The following is a 16,602-nucleotide window of genomic DNA, read 5'->3' as shown; positions in this document are numbered from 1 at the left end:
GACTCCTCACAGTGTGAGGAGTTCATGCGGAGCGCGAAGGGGAGCGTCGTGCTCGACGGCAAGGCCGTCGAGCCGGAGACCCGTCAGGGTGACCCGATCGCCGTGCGGAGCGTCGCGGGGAACGCGGTGACCGGAGACGGCGGGACCGTCGACGCCGTCGGGTGCGGGCTGTGGTTCCAGCTGCCCGCTCTGGCCCCCGGGAAGCACCGGCTGCGGATCCGGGGGAGCGCCGGTGACTTCTCGACCGGCGTGGACCACGCGTTGACCGTTGTGGCGTGAGTCGTAGGGCGAAGGCCCCGAGGTGCCTCCAGGTCTCCTGGATGCCCTCGGGGTCTTCGCCTTACCCGGGTCAGGCCGTGGCCGTGGCCGGGGCCGGGGTGGCCGGGGTGCGGAGGATGCGGCGGCGGCGGGTCGGGACGCCGAGCTTCGGGTTGGCCACGCCCCAGGCCGCGCCCTTGCAGATCAGTTCCTTGTAGCGGGCGGCGAGCCGGCCGGTCAGGGCCGCGCTGACCGAGCGGTCGTCGGCGGTGACGTACTGGATCAGGCCGTCCCTGCGGCCCAGCGAGATGCACTGGTTGTGGTAGCGCGGCTGCGTCTTCGGGAGCTTTCCGCCGGTCAGGCGGGCCGCGATGCCGTCGGCCGCCAGCCAGGCCATCGGGGTGCCCGAGGCGCACGACATCCGCAGCGGCTTGTCGCCCGGGCCCATCGCCAGGGCCGCGTCCCCGACCGCGTACACGTCCGGGTGGGAGACCGAGCGCATCGTCGCGTCCACCACGATCTGGCCGTTCTCGGCGACCTCCAGGGTGGTGGCCCGTGCGATCGGGTGCACGGCGAAGCCGGTGGTCCAGACGGTGACCGCCGCCGGGACGGTGGTGCCGTCGGCCGTGGTCACGCGGTCCGCCTCGACCGCCGTGACCGCGGTGTGCTCGTACGTCGTGATGCCGAGGCCGGCGAAGACCTTCCGTACGTGCGCGCGGCCCTTCTCCGACAGCCAGTCGCCCAGACCGCCGCGGGCCGCGAGCGCGACGTCGAGGTCGGGGCGGGCCTCGGCGATCTCGGTCGCCGCCTCCAGGCCGGTGAGGCCGCCGCCGACGACGACCACGGACTGCCCGGCCTCCAGGGCGGCCAGGCGCTCGCGCAGCCGGAGCGCGCCGGGGCGGCTGGAGATCTCGTGGGCGTGCTCGGCCGTGCCGGGGACGCCCTGGGTGTTCCAGCCGCTGCCGAGGGCGTACACGAGGGTGTCGTACTCCAGTTCCTCGGCGCCGGTCCCGGTCGTGACGGAGACGGTCTTCCGGTCGGCGTCGACCGCCGTGACCTTCGCCAGCTTCAGTTCGACGCCCGTGCCCGCGAACATCTCGCTGAAGGGCCGGGGGGTGAGCTCCTGGCCGACCGCCAGCTGGTGCAGGCGGACGCGCTCGACGAAGTCGGGCTCGGCGTTGACGAGGGTGATGGCGACGTCCTCGCTGTGGAGCTGCTTGGCGAGGCGTCCGGCGGTGATGGCTCCGGTGTAGCCGGCTCCGAGGACGATGATCCGGTGCTGCTGCATGTGCCTGCTCCTGTCTCACGCGGTTTCGACCCTTGAACCGGGCAGCCCCGCGATTCCTGACAGGAGTGGGATGTGAGCTGGGTCACATGGTTCTCAGAAGGCCGCTTCCACGAGAGGGGCGCCGTGGTCCGTCGTCGCCCAGTGCCGCGTCGCGCGCTCGAGCTTGTCCGGGTTCACCTGGTTCCGGAAGGCGGTGATGCCCTCGGCCGTGACCTCCAGGCACATGATGCCGACGACCTTGCCGTCGAGCACCGCCACCGCGGCGGGGGAGCCGTTCGCGGTCGTCGCGTAGACGTCGGGCGAACCGCCGATCACCTTGCGCTTGGCGATGCCGGGCTTGAACAGGCCCCGCATGAACGTCGCCACCGCGAGCGCCCCCTCGAACGCCCTCGCCCGGGCCGGGACCTTGCCCCCGCCGTCGCCGATCGCGACGGCGTCGCCCGTCAGGAGCCGTACGAGCGGCTCGGTCCGGCCGCTGGTGGCCGCGGCGAGGAACTCCTCGACGATCCGCCGCGCCTCGGCCTCGTCGATCTCCGTACGGGCCTTGCCGTCGGCGACGTGCTTCTTGGCGCGGTGGAAGATCTGCTGGCTGGCGGCCTCGCTGATGTCGAGGATCTCGGCGATCTCCCGGTGCGGGTAGTCGAAGGCCTCCCGGAGGACGTACACCGCGCGCTCGTTGGGGGAGAGGCGCTCCATGACGGCGAGGACGGCGTACGAGACGGATTCGCGCTGCTCGGCGGTGTCGGCGGGGCCGAGCATCGGGTCGCCGGCGAGCAGGGGCTCGGGCAGCCACTCGCCCACGTACGTCTCGCGGCGCGCGCGGGCCGAGGTGAGCTGGTTGAGGCACAGGTTGGTGAGGACCTTCGTCAGCCAGGCCTCGGGGACCTCGATGCGGTCGACGTCGGCTGCCTGCCAGCGCAGGAAGGTGTCCTGCACGGCGTCCTCGGCCTCGCTCGCCGAGCCCAGGAGGCGGTAGGCGATCGCCTCAAGGCGGGGCCGCGAGGCCTCGAACCGGTCCACGTCGTTCATGGTCAGAGGCATGGTCCGGATTTTAGTCCGGGCGGGGCTCCCCGCGGCAGACCGCACACGGCCGTAGCGGCCCTCAGGGGACGGGAGTTAGGGTCTGATGATCTTTCTTTTCTCATCCGATGTGGGGGTTTGGGGCATGGCGCTCTTCGGGAACGCGCACAAGATCGATCCGGCGCAGGCGCAGCAGGACTTCGCGCGGCTGCTCGGCCAGGGGGAGCAGGTGCACGCCGCGTACCTGCTGATCCGCGACACCATCTTCTTCACCGACCGGCGGCTCGTGCTCGTCGACAAGCAGGGGATCACCGGCAAGAAGGTCGAGTACCACTCGATCCCGTACCGGAGCATCACGCACTTCGCGGTCGAGACGGCCGGCACGTTCGACCTGGACGCCGAGCTGAAGATCTGGATCTCGGGCAGCCAGCTGCCGATCCAGAAGACCTTCACGAAGGGCGTCGACATCTACGAGGTGCAGGCGATCCTGACGCAGTTCGTCGCCAAGTAGGCGCGCCTGCTCGTCGCCAAGTAAGCGCGCCTGCTTGTCGCCGAGTGGGCGCGCCTGGGGAGGGTTTTCGGGGGAATCCCTGAAAACCCTCCCCTTTTGGGTGAACCTGTCTGATTTGCATGTCAGTTGAATATGCCCTCGGCCTAGCTTTCGAGGCGGAGGTGATGATCGATGGATGCGATCGACATCGATGACCTGGCGTACGTCGCCACCGGAGCGCGCCTGCGGCGGCTGACCTCGCCGGACGGGACCCACTGGTTCCCGTTGGCGGACGTGGCGAGACGGCTCGGATACGCGGGGACGCGGGAGGCGCTGCGGACCGTGACGCTGCCCGAGGAGTGCCTGGCGGCCGCGCGGGACGTCGGCGGGGGAGCGGACTTCCCCGGCCGGTCCACCGGGATCCGGGCGTCGACGCGGATGGTGAGCCTGGAGGGGCTCGTCCAGCTCGTGGGGGCCTGCCGGAGACCCGAGGCCGGGCCGTTCCGGGCGTGGACGGCGGGGGTCGTCGCGGCGGTCCAGCGATACGGCGGATACGGGCTCGAACCCTCGCCGGTGCACGCCGGGTACCTGCTGCCTCCGGAGCTCGTCGACGTCCTCGTACGACTGGAGGGGCGGTTCGACGAACGGGCCGCCGCCTACGCCGAACACGTCGAGTACGCGGAGCTGCTCCGCGAGACCCGGCAGAACCTCTCCAGGGTCGCCGACTCCCTGGAGCGGCTCGCCGTTCCCCGCCAGCGCACCGGCGCCGCCGTCGCGCTCACCCCGCAGGAGCTCGTCGAGTCCTGGGCCATCACCGGGGACATGCGGACGGTCGCCTCCTGCCTGGCGCCCGCGCTCGTCCGGGGCGGCGTGCGCTACCGGCCCCAGGACGTCACCCGCTGTACCGGCCTCTCCTGCGAACGCGTCCGTGACTGCGTCCGTCTCCTGCTCGAACGCGGCTGCATGCGCGAGGTGGGCAGACCGGCCCCGGACGGGACCCGGATCTACGTGCTGCCCTGATCCTTCCGCCCCACGGCCACCACCTGGTACGCGTCCTCGTACACGATCCTGCCCGGGTCCGCCGACTCCAGGCGTACGCAGGGCACGCCGTGGTCCCGCAGGATGCGCAGGTACGGGGCGACCCGGGCCAGCGCCTCGGTCGCCGACGGCCGGAACCAGGCGGCCGCCCCCGGGTTCACCGCCGGGTCGTAGACCGTCGGGTCCACCGTCGTCGGGTCGGGGAAGTGCGCGTCGTACCAGTCGTTCGAGGCGCGCCAGACGGCGTATTCGTCGGCGGAGAGCCTTCCGTCCCTGGCCAGGGCGTTGGCGAGGCCGAAGACCCCGGGGTGGTGGCCCCGCGGGCTTCTGGTCGGGGACTGGAAGCGGATGTGGCGGAGACTGGGCATTCAAGGAGGATGGCGCATCCGGGGAGCTCAGGAGGGCGGGCGGCGTGGAGTGGTGGTGCCGGGGGATCGGCTGGGCCGGCGGCGTGCCCGGGCTGCGGTGGCGGGGCGGGCGCGTCAGCACGCTCACGTACGGGCAGGCGCTCGCCTTCCGGGCCGTCGGCGTCCGGCGGTGCCCCGGTGCCCGCGGCAATCCCTGCCCGCTGGAGGCCGTCGTCCCCGGGCGGGCCACCGGCGGGCGGTGCCCGGAGTGCGCGCGGCTCGACCGGGCGCACTCCGTCGCGGCCGACACCGTCGCGGACGACCCGCAGCCCTACCGCGTCTACCTGGCCTGGTTCGGGCCCGGCATGACCAAGGTCGGGATCACCGCCGAGGCCCGCGGCGAGGCCCGGCTCCTGGAGCAGGGCGCCGTCGCGTTCAGCTGGCTCGGCCGGGGCCCGCTGATGGCCGCCCGGCGCACCGAGGAGGTCCTGCGGCAGGCCCTCGGCGTGCCCGACCGGGTGGCGTACGAGCGCAAGCGGGCCGCCCGGCACGCCCTGCCGCCCGCCGCGGACCGGGCCCGTGAGGTCGAGGAGCTGTACCGGCGGGCCCGGGCGGTGGGCGGCTGGACGGAGACCCTGGAGCCGCTGGAGTTCGCCGCGCGCGACCACGCGGAGGCCTTCCACCTCGACGGACTGCCCCCGCTCGCCGGCATGGTCGCCGAGCTCGTCGGCGGCGGTGTCGTCACCGGGCGACTGCTCGCCGCCGCCGGTCCCGACCTGCACCTCCTCGTACCCGACGGGCGCTGTCTCGCCCTCGACACCCGGCTCATGGGCGGCTGGATCCTCGAAGCCGCCGGGCCGGACGAGGCTTTCTCGGTGCCGGTGACGGCGGTGGCTCCGCCCGTGGCCGAGAGCGCCCAGGAGGGGCTCTTCTGAGCCCGGTCTTTCGCTGAGCCGCGGGTGCTTCTCGATCCCGGGGTCCTTCGCTGATCCCGGGTCCTGCGCCGAGCCGCAGGTCCTGGTCGAGCCCGGATCCTTCTCCGAGCCGTGGATTCTCCGTTCGTAAAGTCTTGGATCCCTTTCCCGGGCCGCCGTGGACATCCCGCCTCCGCCCCGGCGAGGGTGATCACATGACCCCGAAGCTGGTGGCGGGCCTCGAACCGCCCTATTACACCGCCGTGTTCACCTCCGTCCGTCCCGACGCCCCCGAGGGCTACGCCGAGACCTCCGCCCGGATGCAGGAGGTCGTCCAGGAGATCGCCGGCTTCCTCGGCTACGAGTCCGCCCGCACCCCCGGCGGCATCGGCATCACCGTCGCCTACTTCCGCGACCTGGAGTCCCTGGACACCTGGCGTCTCCACGCCGAGCACCAGGCGGCCAAGGCGCACGGGCGGAAGCACTGGTACGACAGTTACAGCGTCCACATCGGCAAGGTCGAGCGGAGCTACGGCTTTGAGCGCGAGTGAGACCGAAGGGCTGCTGACGCGTCTCGGGCTCCCCGGACTCGTCGACGTACACACGCACTTCATGCCGCAGAACGTCCTCGACAAGGTCTGGGCGTACTTCGACGCCGTCGGCCCCCTGACCGGCGTCGAGTGGCCCATCACCTACCGCGAGGAGGAGGAGCGCCGGCTCGCCCTCCTGCGCGGGTTCGGCGCGGTCGCCTTCACCGCGATGCTCTACCCGCACAAGCCCGGCATGGCCGCCTGGCTGAACTCCTGGGCCGCCGACTTCGCCGCCCGCACCCCCGACTGTCTGCACACGGCGACCTTCTTCCCCGAGCCGGGCGTCGACGCGTACGTCCACCAGGCGCTCGCCGCCGGCGCCCGGGTCTTCAAGGTGCACCTCCAGGTCGGGGGCTTCGATCCGGGCGATCCCCGGCTCGACTCCGTCTGGGGAACGCTCGCCGACAGCCGTACGCCCGTCGTGGTGCACTGCGGCTCCGGCCCCACCCCGGGCGAGTTCACCGGCCCCGGGCCCATGGGACGGCTGCTCGCCCGCCACCCCCGGCTGCGGGTGATCGTCGCCCACATGGGGATGCCGGAGTACGGCGAGTTCCTCGACCTGGCCCAGCGGTACGAGGGCGTCCACCTCGACACCACCATGGCCTTCACCGACTTCAGCGAGCGGCTCGCGCCCTTCCCGGAGGCCGAGCGCAAGCGGCTGCTCGACCTGGGCGACCGGATCCTCCTCGGCTCGGACTTCCCGAACATCCCGTACCCCTACGTCCACCAGCTCCACGCCCTCGAACGCCTCGGGCTCGGGGACGACTGGCTCCGGCGGGTCCTGTACGGGAACGGAGCCGCGTTGTTTCACGTGAAACACGCTCCGTAACCCCTGGGCTTTCTCAGGGAATTCACAGGAAAGGGAAAGAGGCCTCTCAGCGGCGGCCGACACCGTGGGGCCATGACCGTCACCACACGCCGCACCGGCACCCACGCCGATCTGCTCCGCGCCGACGGAACCGCCGTCCGGGTGCTCGTCGTCGACGACGAGGCCTCGCTCGCCGAGCTGCTCTCCATGGCCCTGCGCTACGAGGGCTGGCAGGTCCGCAGCGCGGGAGACGGGGCCGCCGCGCTCCGCTCCGCGCGCGAGTTCCGGCCCGATGTCGTCATCCTCGACATCATGCTCCCGGACGTCGACGGGCTGAGCCTGCTGGGCTCGATCCGCCGCGAGCTGCCCGACGTACCCGTGCTGTTCCTGACGGCGAAGGACGCCGTCGAGGACCGTATCGCCGGGCTCACCGCCGGCGGCGACGACTACGTCACCAAGCCCTTCAGCCTGGAGGAGGTCGTGGCCCGGCTGCGCGGCCTCATCCGCAGGTCGGGGGCCGCGCAGACGCGCAGCGAGTCCCTGCTCGCCGTGGGGGACCTGACCCTCGACGAGGACAGCCACGAGGTCACCCGGGGCGGCGAGTCCATCCACCTCACCGCGACCGAGTTCGAGCTGCTGCGCTACCTCATGCGCAATCCGCGCCGGGTGCTCAGCAAGGCGCAGATCCTCGACCGGGTCTGGTCGTACGACTTCGGCGGCCAGGCCAACGTCGTCGAGCTCTACATCTCCTATCTGCGCCGGAAGATCGACGCGGGCCGCTCGCCGATGATCCACACCCGGCGCGGAGCCGGTTATCTGATCAAGCCGGGGGAGTAGCTTCCGTGCGCGTACGACGCGGGCGGCCGTGGTCGCTGCGGACCCGGCTCGTCGTGTCGGCGGTCGCGCTCATCGCGGTCGTCGCGGCGGTGATCGGTACGGTCACGACGATCGCGTTCCGCTCGTACCTGTACGACCAGGCCGACGAGCAGGTGCGGGCCGTCTCGAACCGGGCCGCCGGGCCGCCGGTCGCCCTGGGCGCGCCCGATCCGCTGGGGGACCGGGAGCCGCTCGCCTTCGTCGTCGGGCCGGGCGTGCCGAACGGCACGCTCGGCGCCGTGCTCACCAGCGACGGCGTCTCCTCCGCCGGATATCAGTCGGAGACCGAGGACAGCGGGGTGTACGGGGCGAAGTTCCAGGTCAGGAAGGTCAGCGCGGCCCAGGGAGCCGCGCTCGAAGCCGTCCCGCGGGACGGCAGGCCGCACACCGTCGAGCTGCCCGGCGGGCTCGGCTCGTACCGGGTCCAGTACTCCGCCGGCGCCCACGGCGAGTTCCTCACCGGCATCCCCCTCACCGAGGTCGAGGACGCCCTGTCCACCCTCGTCCTCGTCGAGCTGAGCGTCACGGGCGCCGGGCTCGTCGCCGCCTCGCTCGCCGGGACCCTGCTCGTCCGGGTCGCCCTCCGCCCGCTGCGGCGGGTGGCCATCACCGCCCGTCAGGTCACCCGACTCCCGCTGCACAGCGGGGAGGTGGCGCTCCATCAGCGGGTCCCGGTGGCCGAGGCAGACCCGCGCACCGAGGTCGGCCAGGTCGGCGCGGCCCTCAACCGGATGCTCGACCACGTCCACTCGGCCCTCGACGCCCGCCAGCAGAGCGAGACCCGGGTGCGGCAGTTCGTCGCGGACGCCAGCCACGAGCTGCGCACCCCGCTCGCCTCGATCCGGGGCTACGCGGAGCTCACCCGGCGCGGCCACGAGGAGTGCGGCCCCGACACCCGGCACGCCCTCCTCCGCATCGAGTCCGAGGCGACCCGCATGACGGGCCTGGTCGAGGACCTCCTGCTGCTCGCCCGGCTCGACGCGGGCCGGCCCCTGTCGTACGAGACGATCGACCTCGTCCCGCTCGTCGTGGACGCCGTCAGCGACGCCCGCGCCGCCGGACCCGACCACCACTGGCGCCTCGAACTGCCCACGGACGGCGCGGTCGTACGGGCCGACGGCGCCCGGCTCCACCAGGTCCTGGTCAACCTCCTCGCCAACGCCCGTACCCACACCCCGCCCGGCACCAAGGTCACCGCACGCGTCCGCACCGAAGCCACGGCCACGCTCGTCGAGATCGGGGACGACGGCCCCGGCATCCCGCCCGCGCTGCTCCCCGCCGTCTTCGAACGCTTCGCGCGCGGCGACGCCTCCCGCTCCCGGAACGCCGGATCCACCGGCCTCGGTCTCGCCATCGTCCGCGCGGTCGTGCTCGCCCACGGCGGAGACGTGACCGTCGAGAGCGCCCCCGGCCGGACCGTCTTCACCGTCCGGCTGCCCGCCGCGAAGAAGGACGCCGCCCGGGACTCACAGGCAGGCCACAGGCTCATCACACAGCCGTGACAGCGGGGCCCGGGAGGGTCCCTGTCATGCGAACCCAAACCCTCGGGGAAGCCCTTCCCGCCCGGGAGCACCTGCCGGTGAACGTGGCCGGACGGCCCGTCCTGGACGTGGTCATCCCCGTCTACAACGAGGAGAAGGACCTGGAGCCGTGTGTCCGCCGGCTCCACGAGCACCTCCTCCGGACCTTCCCGTACGGCTTCCGCATCACCGTCGCCGACAACGCCTCCACCGACACGACCCCCGACGTCGCAGCCGCCCTCGCCGCCGAGGTGCCCGAGGTGCGCTCCGTGCGGCTGGAGCAGAAGGGCCGCGGGCGGGCGCTGCGGACCGTGTGGTCGGCCTCGGACGCGCCCGTCCTCGCCTACATGGACGTGGACCTGTCCACCGACCTCAACGCCCTGCTCCCGCTGGTCGCGCCCCTCATCTCCGGCCACTCGGACCTGGCGATCGGCTCCCGGCTCTCCCGCTCCTCGCGGGTGGTGCGCGGGCCGAAGCGGGAGTTCATCTCGCGCGCCTACAACCTGATCCTGCGCTCCTCGCTCGCCGCCCGGTTCTCCGACGCGCAGTGCGGCTTCAAGGCCATACGGCGGGAGGTCGCCGAGCGGCTCCTGCCGATGGTGGAGGACACCGGCTGGTTCTTCGACACCGAGATGCTGGTGCTGGCCGAGCGGGCCGGGCTCCGCATCCACGAGGTGCCGGTCGACTGGGTCGACGACCCGGACTCGACCGTGCACATCGTGAAGACGGCCACCGACGACCTCAAGGGCGTCTGGCGGGTGGGGCGGGCCCTCGCGACCGGTTCGCTGCCCCTCGACCGGCTCGCCCGGCCCTTCGGCGACGACCCCCGCGACCGTGAACTGAACGGTGTGCCGGGCGGACTCGCCCGCCAGCTCGTCGGCTTCTGCGTGGTCGGGGCCCTGTCCACGCTGTTCTACCTGGCGCTGTACTCGGCCTTCCGCCTCGGCGTCGGCCCGCAGCTCGCCAACGCCGCCGCCCTGCTGGTCTCCGCCGTCGCCAACACGGCCGCCAACCGGCGCCTCACCTTCGGCGTACGGGGCCGGGACCGGGCCGTCCGCCACCAGGCGCAGGGGCTCGTGGTCCTCGCCATCGGCCTCGCCCTGACCAGCGGTTCGCTCGCCGCGCTCGACGCGGCGACCGGCGATCCGGCGCACGCCACCGAGCTCGCCGTCCTGATCGTCGCCAACCTCGCCGCGACCGTCCTGCGCTTCCTCCTCTTCCGGCTCTGGGTCTTCCCGGACCGCGCCCCCACAAGGAACGAACGATGACCACTCCGCCCATCGCCGTCCACGCGGCGCCCCGCAGCGGCCCGCTCGCGCGGCTGTGGCGCGGCCGCGCCGAGGACGCCCCCTGGGTCCGGCCCGCCTTCCTCGGCCTGCTCGCCGCCACCGCGCTGCTCTACCTGTGGAACCTGAGCGCCTCCGGGTACGCCAACTCCTTCTACTCCGCCGCCGTCCAGGCGGGCTCCGAGAGCTGGAAGGCCTTCTTCTTCGGCTCCCTCGACGCGGCCAACGCCATCACCGTCGACAAGCCGCCGGCCGCGCTCTGGCCGATGGCCCTGTCCGTCCGGCTCTTCGGCCTCGGCTCCTGGCAGATCCTCGTGCCCGAGGTGCTCATGGGCGTGGGCACGGTCGCCGTGCTCTACGCGGCCGTCCGGCGCCGCTTCGGCGCCGGCGCCGGCCTGATCGCGGGCGCGGTCCTCGCCCTGACGCCCGTCGCCGCGCTGATGTTCCGCTTCAACAACCCGGACGCGTTGCTCGCGCTCCTGATGACGGTCGCCGTGTACTGCGTGCTGCGCGCCCTGGAGCGGGAGGAGGGCAGCGCGAAGTGGCTCGTGCGGGCGGGCGTGGCCCTCGGCTTCGCGTTCCTCGCGAAGACCCTCCAGGCCTTCCTGATCCTGCCGCCGCTCGCCCTCGTGTACGTGGTGTGCGCGCCCGGCGGCCTCGGGCGGCGGCTCGGCCGGATCGCCCTGGGCGGGCTCGCGATGCTCGTCTCGGCGGGCTGGTGGGTGGCCCTGGTCGAGCTGTGGCCGCAGTCCTCCCGTCCGTACGTCGGAGGCTCGCAGAGCAACAGCTTCCTGGAGCTCACCTTCGGCTACAACGGCCTCGGCCGCATCAACGGCGACGAGGTCGGCAGCGTCGGCGGCCGTGGCGGCGCCGGCAGGGTCACGGAGAACCTGCCGGGCGGGATGGAACTGCCCGTCCGCGCCGGCGGAGGCTGGGGCGAGACCGGCATCGGCCGGATGTTCAACGACCAGGTCGGCGGCCAGATCTCCTGGCTGCTCCCGGCCGCGCTGCTGCTCCTCGTCGCCGGGCTCGTGGTGACCTGGCGGGCGCCGCGTACGGACACGGCGCGCTCGGCGTTCCTGGTGTGGGGCGGCTCGCTGCTGGTGACGACGGCCGTCTTCAGCTTCATGGCCGGCATCTTCCACGAGTACTACACGGTGGCCATGGCCCCGTACCTCGCCGCCCTGACCGGCATGGGCGCGGCGGTGCTGTGGGAGGAGCGGACCCGGTTCCCCGCCTCGGCGGCCCTCGCCGCCTCGGTCGCGGTGACGGCGGTGTGGGGCTGGATGCTGCTGGGCCGTACGCCGGACTGGCTGCCGTGGCTGCGCTGGACGGTGCTCGTCGCCGGGTGCGCGGCGGCGCTCGGGCTGCTGCTCGCGGTTCGCATCCGAGGGGCTGACCGGCGGTTCGGCCTCGCGGCGGCCGGCCTCGGCCTCGCGGCGGGCCTCGCGGGCCCCTTCGCGTACACCCTGGCGACCCTGGCCGACGGCCATCAGGGCTCGATCGTGACGGCCGGTCCGGCCGGCGCGGCGATGGGCGGCCGGGGCCCGGGCATGCGGGGCGGACCGGTGTTCGTCCTCTACGGCCCAGGACCGGGCGGCGGCCAGGGCATGGGCCAGGGGCAGGGGCAGGGGCAGGGTCTGGGCCAGGGCCGGCCGCCGGGCGGCGGCCAGGCTCCCGGCGGTCAGGGCGGTCAGGCCCCCGGTCAGGCTCCCGGCGGTCAGGCTCCCGCCGGCCCGCAGCTCCCCGAGGGCGCCCGGCCCGGCGCCGTCGGCGGCCTGCTCAACGGTGCCGACGTCGGCACCGAGGCCAAGCGGAAGCTCATGGCGGACGCCGACGACTACACGTGGGTCGGCGCGGCGATCGGCGCGCAGAACGCGGCCAGTTACCAGCTCGCCACCGGGAAGCCGGTCATGGCGATCGGCGGCTTCAACGGCAGCGACCCGTCACCGACCCTCGCGCAGTTCAAGCAGTACGTGGCCGAGGGGAAGATCCACTACTTCCTCGCCTCCGGCGGCGGCTTCGGCGCGGGCGGCAGCTCGGCCGAGATCACGTCGTGGGTGGAGTCCACGTTCGACAAGACCACGGTCGACGGAGCCACCTTCTACGACCTGACCAGCAGGAAGTAGCCCGAAGAAGAAAATCCCTATACACCGTAAGAGAGCTCCTATACGGTGTACGAGCCTTGGCCTCGTACACCGTATAGGAGTCCCCTCCCATGACAGCTACCGGCGGCCACCCCCAGCGCTGGCTGATCCTCGGCGTCATCTGTCTCGCCCAGCTCACCGTGCTGCTCGACAACACCGTGCTCAGCGTCGCCATCCCCTCGCTGACCTCCGAGCTGCACGCCTCCACCACCGACATCCAGTGGATGATCAACGCGTACTCGCTCGTCCAGTCCGGCCTGCTGCTCACCGCCGGCAACGCCGCCGACCGCTACGGCCGCAAGAAGCTCCTCGCCACCGGTCTCGCGCTCTTCGGCCTCGGCTCGCTCGCCGCGGGACTCGCCGGCTCCACCGGCCAGCTGATCGCCGCCCGCGCGGGCATGGGCGTCGGCGGCGCGCTCCTGATGACCACCACCCTCGCCGTCGTGATGCAGATCTTCGACGACTCGGAGCGGGTCAAGGCCATCGCGCTCTGGTCCACGGTCGCCTCGCTCGGCTTCGCCGGCGGCCCCCTGATCGGCGGCGTGATCCTGAACCACTTCTGGTGGGGAATGATCTTCCTGATCAACATCCCGGTCGCGGCGCTCGCCCTCGTCGCCGTCCTCAAGCTCGTCCCGGAGTCCAAGAACCGCCAGGGCGAGCGCCCCGACCTGCTGGGCGCGCTGCTCTCCACCATCGGCATGACCGCCGTCGTGTACGCGATCATCAGCGGCCCCGAGCACGGGTGGCTCTCCGCGCAGGTCCTCGTCCCGGCCGGGATCGGTGTCCTCGGGCTCGGCGCCTTCGCACTGTGGGAGCTGCACACCCCGTACCCGATGCTCGACATGCACTTCTTCCGGAACCAGAAGTTCATCGGCGCCATCGGCGGTTCGATCCTGGTCGTCTTCGGCATGGGCGGCTCGCTCTTCCTGCTCACCCAGCACCTGCAGTTCGTCCTCGGGTACGAGCCGCTCGAAGCCGGTCTCCGGATGGCGCCGCTCGCCCTGACGATCGTCGGCCTCAACCTGACCGGCGTCGGCCCGAAGATCGTCATGAAGCTCGGCACCCCGCCCACCGTCGTCCTCGGCATGACCCTGGTCGCCGCCGGCCTCACCTCGATCGCTCTGCTCGGCGGCGGCACGGACGGCAGCTACGGGGGGATGCTGCTCGGCCTCGTCCTCATGGGCGTCGGCATCGCCGTCTCCTCACCGGCCATGGCCAACGCGGTGATGAGCGCGATCCCGCCGGAGAAGGCGGGCGTGGGCGCCGGGATCAACGGCACCCTCGCGGAGTTCGGCAACGGCCTGGGCGTCGCCGTCCTCGGAGCCGTGCTCAACGCCCGTTTCGCCGCCCTCGTCGCCGTCACCGCGACCTCCCTCCCCGCCGCCCTGGCCGCCGCGGGCGGCGAGGCCGAGCGCCGGCAGATCTCGGACGCCTTCGCCTCCGGCCTCCAGACCAGCCAGCTGGTGGGCGCGATCGCCGTCTTCGCCGGCGGCCTCCTCGCGGCGGCCCTGCTCAAGCGGGCCGAGCGCACGGAGAAGGCCGTGAACACCGAGCAGCCCGTCGCTGCCTAGCATGGTGACGGACCGCTGACAGACGGAGGAACGCGATGGTCAAGGCAGCCGATCGGGCCAAGAACCCGGCGCGTTCCAGCGTGTGGCTGGAGAAGCGGGCCACCCGCAGCGGCGGCGGCCCGGCCGGGCTCGACCGGGACCGGATCGTCGCCGTCGCGGTCCGGATGCTCGACGACGAGGGCCTCGCCAAGCTGTCGATGCGCAAACTCGCGACCGAGCTGGGCGTCACGGCCATGTCCCTCTACTGGTACGTGGACACCAAGGACGACATCATCGAGTACGCCATGGACAGCGTCTACGGCGAGATCGACCTCGCGGCGGTCGACGCCGCCGGGACCTGGCAGGAGCGGATCCGGCTGCTCGCCCTGGACTACCGGCGGATGCTCGTCCGCCACGGATGGATGTCGCCGAGCGCCGGCCAGTACCTCAACATCGGCCCGAACTCGATCGCCGTCGGCCACAAGATCCACGACACGATCAAGGAGACCGGTCTCTCCCTCGACCGGAGGCCGAGCGCGATGTCGGCGGTCTTCCAGTTCGTGTACGGCTACGGCACGGTCGAGTCCCAGTTCGGCCGGCGCGCGGCGGAGGCCGGGATGTCGCAGGACGAGTTCTACGTGGACTCGGTGAACGCCTTCCGGGACGACCCGGAACTCACGGACCGGATCGAGGGCCTGCGGGAGATCCTCGACGAGCGGACCTCGCACGACGACCTCAGCGCCCTCTGGGACCGCGACTTCGACTACGCCCTGGACGTCCTGATCGCCGGCATCGAGGTCATGGTCGCGCGCGAAGCCGCGGGCGACACGGAGAAATGACGGAGCGGCGGGCCGTCCCCTGCCCGCCGCTCCGTACCGGACCCGGCCGCGCCTCCGCTCGAAGCGCGCCCGGGAGCTTTTCTAGGCCTTCTCGGAGACCTTCGCCGTGTTGCTCTTCAGCGCGACTTCCTTGATGAACAGCGTCACCACGAAGGCGAGCAGCGCGAACGGCGCCGAGTAGAGGAAGACGTCCGCGACACCGTGCCCGTACGCGTCCTCCATGACCGTACGGATCGGGGCCGGCAGCTTGTCCATGTCGGGGATGCCGCCGCCCGAACCGCCCTTGCCCAGGGCCGCCGCGGCCTTCGGGCCGAGCTCGGCCAGGCCTTCCTTGACGTAGTCCGTGACCCGGTGGGCCATGACCGCGCCGAGCGCCGAGACACCGACCGCACCGCCCAGGGAGCGGAAGAAGGTGACGACGGAGGAGGCGGCGCCGAGGTCGGCGGGGGCCACCTGGTTCTGGGTGCACAGGACCAGGTTCTGCATCATCATGCCGAGGCCGAGGCCGAGGACCGCCATGAACAGCGCGATGTGCCAGTACGCCGTGTCGTAGCGGATCGTGCCGAGCAGGCCGAGGCCGCCGGCCGCCAGGGCGCCACCGCTGACCAGCCACGCCTTCCAGCGGCCGGTCTTGGTGATGATCAGGCCCGAGACGGTCGAGGAGACGAACAGGCCGCCGATCATCGGGATGGTGAGGACGCCGGACATCGTCGGCGACTCGTTGCGCGCCAGCTGGAAGTACTGGCTGAAGAACACCGTGCCGGCGAACATCGCGACACCCACGAAGAGCGAGGCGAGCGAGGCGAGGGTGATGGTCCGGTTGCGGAAGAGGCGCAGCGGGATGATCGGCTCGCTCGCCTTCGACTCGACGAGCACGAAGACCGCGCCGAGGAGGACCGAGCCGCCGACCATGACGGCCGTCTGCCAGGACATCCAGTCGTACTTGTCGCCCGCGAAGGTGACCCAGATGAGGAGCAGGGAGACGGCGGCGCTGATGAAGAGGGCGCCGGCCCAGTCGACCTTGACCTGGCGCTTCACGACGGGGAGCTTCAGGGTCTTCTGCAGGACGATCAGGGCGATGATCGCGAAGGGCACGCCGACGTAGAAGCACCAGCGCCAGCCGAGCCAGTCGGTGTCGGTGATGACGCCGCCGAGCAGCGGGCCGCCGACGGTGGCGACGGCGAAGGTCGCGCCGAGGTAGCCGCTGTACCGGCCGCGCTCGCGCGGGGCGATCATCGCGGCCAGGATGATCTGGGAGAGGGCGGTCAGACCGCCGACGCCGATGCCCTGGACGACACGGCAGGCGATGAGCATGCCGGTGCTCTGCGAGAGACCGGCGACGACCGAGCCCGCGACGTAGACGATCAGGGCTATCTGGACGAGCAGCTTCTTGGAGAAGAGGTCGGCGAGCTTGCCCCAGAGCGGGGTGGTCGCGGTCATCGCCAGGAGGGCCGCGGTCACGACCCAGGTGTAGGCGGACTGGCCGCCGCCCAGGTCGGTGATGATCTGCGGAAGGGCGTTGGAGACGATCGTCGAGGACAGGATGGCGACGAACATGCCGAGCAGCAGCCCGGACAGCGCCTCCATGATCTGCCGGTGCGTCATCGGGGCGGAGTCGCCGCCACCGCCGG

15 protein-coding genes and 1 pseudogene are annotated in these 16,602 nt (G+C 72.2%); 12 read left to right on the top strand and 4 right to left on the bottom strand.

The window, feature by feature from the left end; translation table 11 throughout:
* Positions 1-24: 24 nt before the first annotated feature.
* Positions 25-279 (top strand): hypothetical protein, encoded by a 255-nt coding sequence (locus tag ABT041_RS18955; protein WP_351185697.1) that lies wholly within the window; start codon positions 25-27, stop codon positions 277-279.
* Between the two features lie 70 nt (positions 280-349).
* Here ABT041_RS18955 and ABT041_RS18950 read toward each other — a convergent pair whose 3' ends face one another.
* Together ABT041_RS18950 and ABT041_RS18945 are read right to left on the bottom strand one after the other, a co-directional pair.
* The gene (locus ABT041_RS18950) at positions 350-1,546 is read right to left on the bottom strand and encodes an NAD(P)/FAD-dependent oxidoreductase (RefSeq protein ID WP_351185695.1); all 1,197 of its coding nucleotides are present in this window, start codon (positions 1,544-1,546) and stop codon (positions 350-352) included.
* Positions 1,547-1,639: 93 nt separating this feature from the next.
* Positions 1,640-2,587 carry an RNA polymerase sigma-70 factor gene (locus ABT041_RS18945; RefSeq protein ID WP_351185692.1) on the bottom strand — a complete coding sequence of 316 codons (948 nt, stop codon included), beginning with the start codon at positions 2,585-2,587 and terminating at the stop codon, positions 1,640-1,642.
* 124 nt (positions 2,588-2,711) lie between these two features.
* Here ABT041_RS18945 and ABT041_RS18940 point away from each other — a divergent pair, with 124 nt between their 5' ends.
* Complete coding sequence (locus tag ABT041_RS18940; protein WP_351185689.1) at positions 2,712-3,077, top strand: PH domain-containing protein; 366 nt, start codon at positions 2,712-2,714, stop codon at positions 3,075-3,077.
* Positions 3,078-3,248: 171 nt separating this feature from the next.
* Entirely contained in the window at positions 3,249-4,076 is an 828-nt protein-coding gene (locus tag ABT041_RS18935; RefSeq protein WP_351185686.1) for a BRO family protein, read from the top strand.
* Here ABT041_RS18935 and ABT041_RS18930 read toward each other — a convergent pair.
* The gene (locus tag ABT041_RS18930; RefSeq protein WP_351185683.1) at positions 4,061-4,462 is read right to left on the bottom strand and encodes a hypothetical protein; all 402 of its coding nucleotides are present in this window, start codon (positions 4,460-4,462) and stop codon (positions 4,061-4,063) included. The genes ABT041_RS18935 and ABT041_RS18930 overlap by 16 nt on opposite strands.
* Positions 4,463-4,506: 44 nt before the next feature.
* Between ABT041_RS18930 and ABT041_RS18925 the strand changes: the two genes are divergently transcribed.
* From ABT041_RS18925 to ABT041_RS18885, 9 genes are all read left to right on the top strand, one after another.
* Positions 4,507-5,376, top strand: a complete 870-nt coding sequence (locus tag ABT041_RS18925; protein WP_351185680.1) for a DUF2797 domain-containing protein — start codon at positions 4,507-4,509, stop codon at positions 5,374-5,376.
* A 194-nt stretch (positions 5,377-5,570) separates the two neighbouring features.
* Positions 5,571-5,906: an antibiotic biosynthesis monooxygenase family protein gene (locus ABT041_RS18920; protein ID WP_351185677.1), complete on the top strand. Its 336-nt coding sequence runs from the start codon at positions 5,571-5,573 to the stop codon at positions 5,904-5,906.
* Positions 5,893-6,774: an amidohydrolase family protein gene (locus ABT041_RS18915; RefSeq protein ID WP_351185674.1), complete on the top strand. Its 882-nt coding sequence runs from the start codon at positions 5,893-5,895 to the stop codon at positions 6,772-6,774. Before ABT041_RS18920 ends, ABT041_RS18915 begins: the two co-directional genes overlap by 14 nt.
* Positions 6,775-6,846: 72 nt before the next feature.
* Positions 6,847-7,590 (top strand): response regulator transcription factor, encoded by a 744-nt coding sequence (locus tag ABT041_RS18910; protein ID WP_351185671.1) that lies wholly within the window; start codon positions 6,847-6,849, stop codon positions 7,588-7,590.
* 5 nt (positions 7,591-7,595) lie between these two features.
* Positions 7,596-9,131 carry a sensor histidine kinase gene (locus ABT041_RS18905; RefSeq protein WP_351185668.1) on the top strand — a complete coding sequence of 512 codons (1,536 nt, stop codon included), beginning with the start codon at positions 7,596-7,598 and terminating at the stop codon, positions 9,129-9,131.
* A 26-nt stretch (positions 9,132-9,157) separates the two neighbouring features.
* Positions 9,158-10,417: a bifunctional glycosyltransferase family 2/GtrA family protein gene (locus ABT041_RS18900; RefSeq protein WP_351185665.1), complete on the top strand. Its 1,260-nt coding sequence runs from the start codon at positions 9,158-9,160 to the stop codon at positions 10,415-10,417.
* On the top strand, positions 10,414-12,564 hold the full coding sequence (locus ABT041_RS18895) for an ArnT family glycosyltransferase (RefSeq protein WP_351185662.1): 2,151 nt from the start codon (positions 10,414-10,416) through the stop codon (positions 12,562-12,564). Before ABT041_RS18900 ends, ABT041_RS18895 begins: the two co-directional genes overlap by 4 nt.
* A gap of 89 nt (positions 12,565-12,653) precedes the next feature.
* On the top strand, positions 12,654-14,153 hold the full coding sequence (locus tag ABT041_RS18890) for an MFS transporter (RefSeq protein WP_351185659.1): 1,500 nt from the start codon (positions 12,654-12,656) through the stop codon (positions 14,151-14,153).
* Between the two features lie 35 nt (positions 14,154-14,188).
* The gene (locus tag ABT041_RS18885) at positions 14,189-14,971 is read left to right on the top strand and encodes a TetR/AcrR family transcriptional regulator (protein WP_351185656.1); all 783 of its coding nucleotides are present in this window, start codon (positions 14,189-14,191) and stop codon (positions 14,969-14,971) included.
* Positions 14,972-15,073: 102 nt separating this feature from the next.
* Here the strand turns inward: ABT041_RS18885 and ABT041_RS18880 are convergent.
* Positions 15,074-16,576: pseudogene (locus tag ABT041_RS18880) on the bottom strand (MDR family MFS transporter); the annotation flags it as partial.
* Between the last annotated feature and the right edge of the window lie 26 nt (positions 16,577-16,602).

Origin of the sequence: Streptomyces sp. NPDC002825 (assembly GCF_040295385.1) — a bacterium.
Taxonomy (GTDB): Bacteria; Actinomycetota; Actinomycetes; order Streptomycetales; family Streptomycetaceae; genus Streptomyces.
This window is presented reverse-complemented; position numbering and strand designations above follow the sequence as displayed.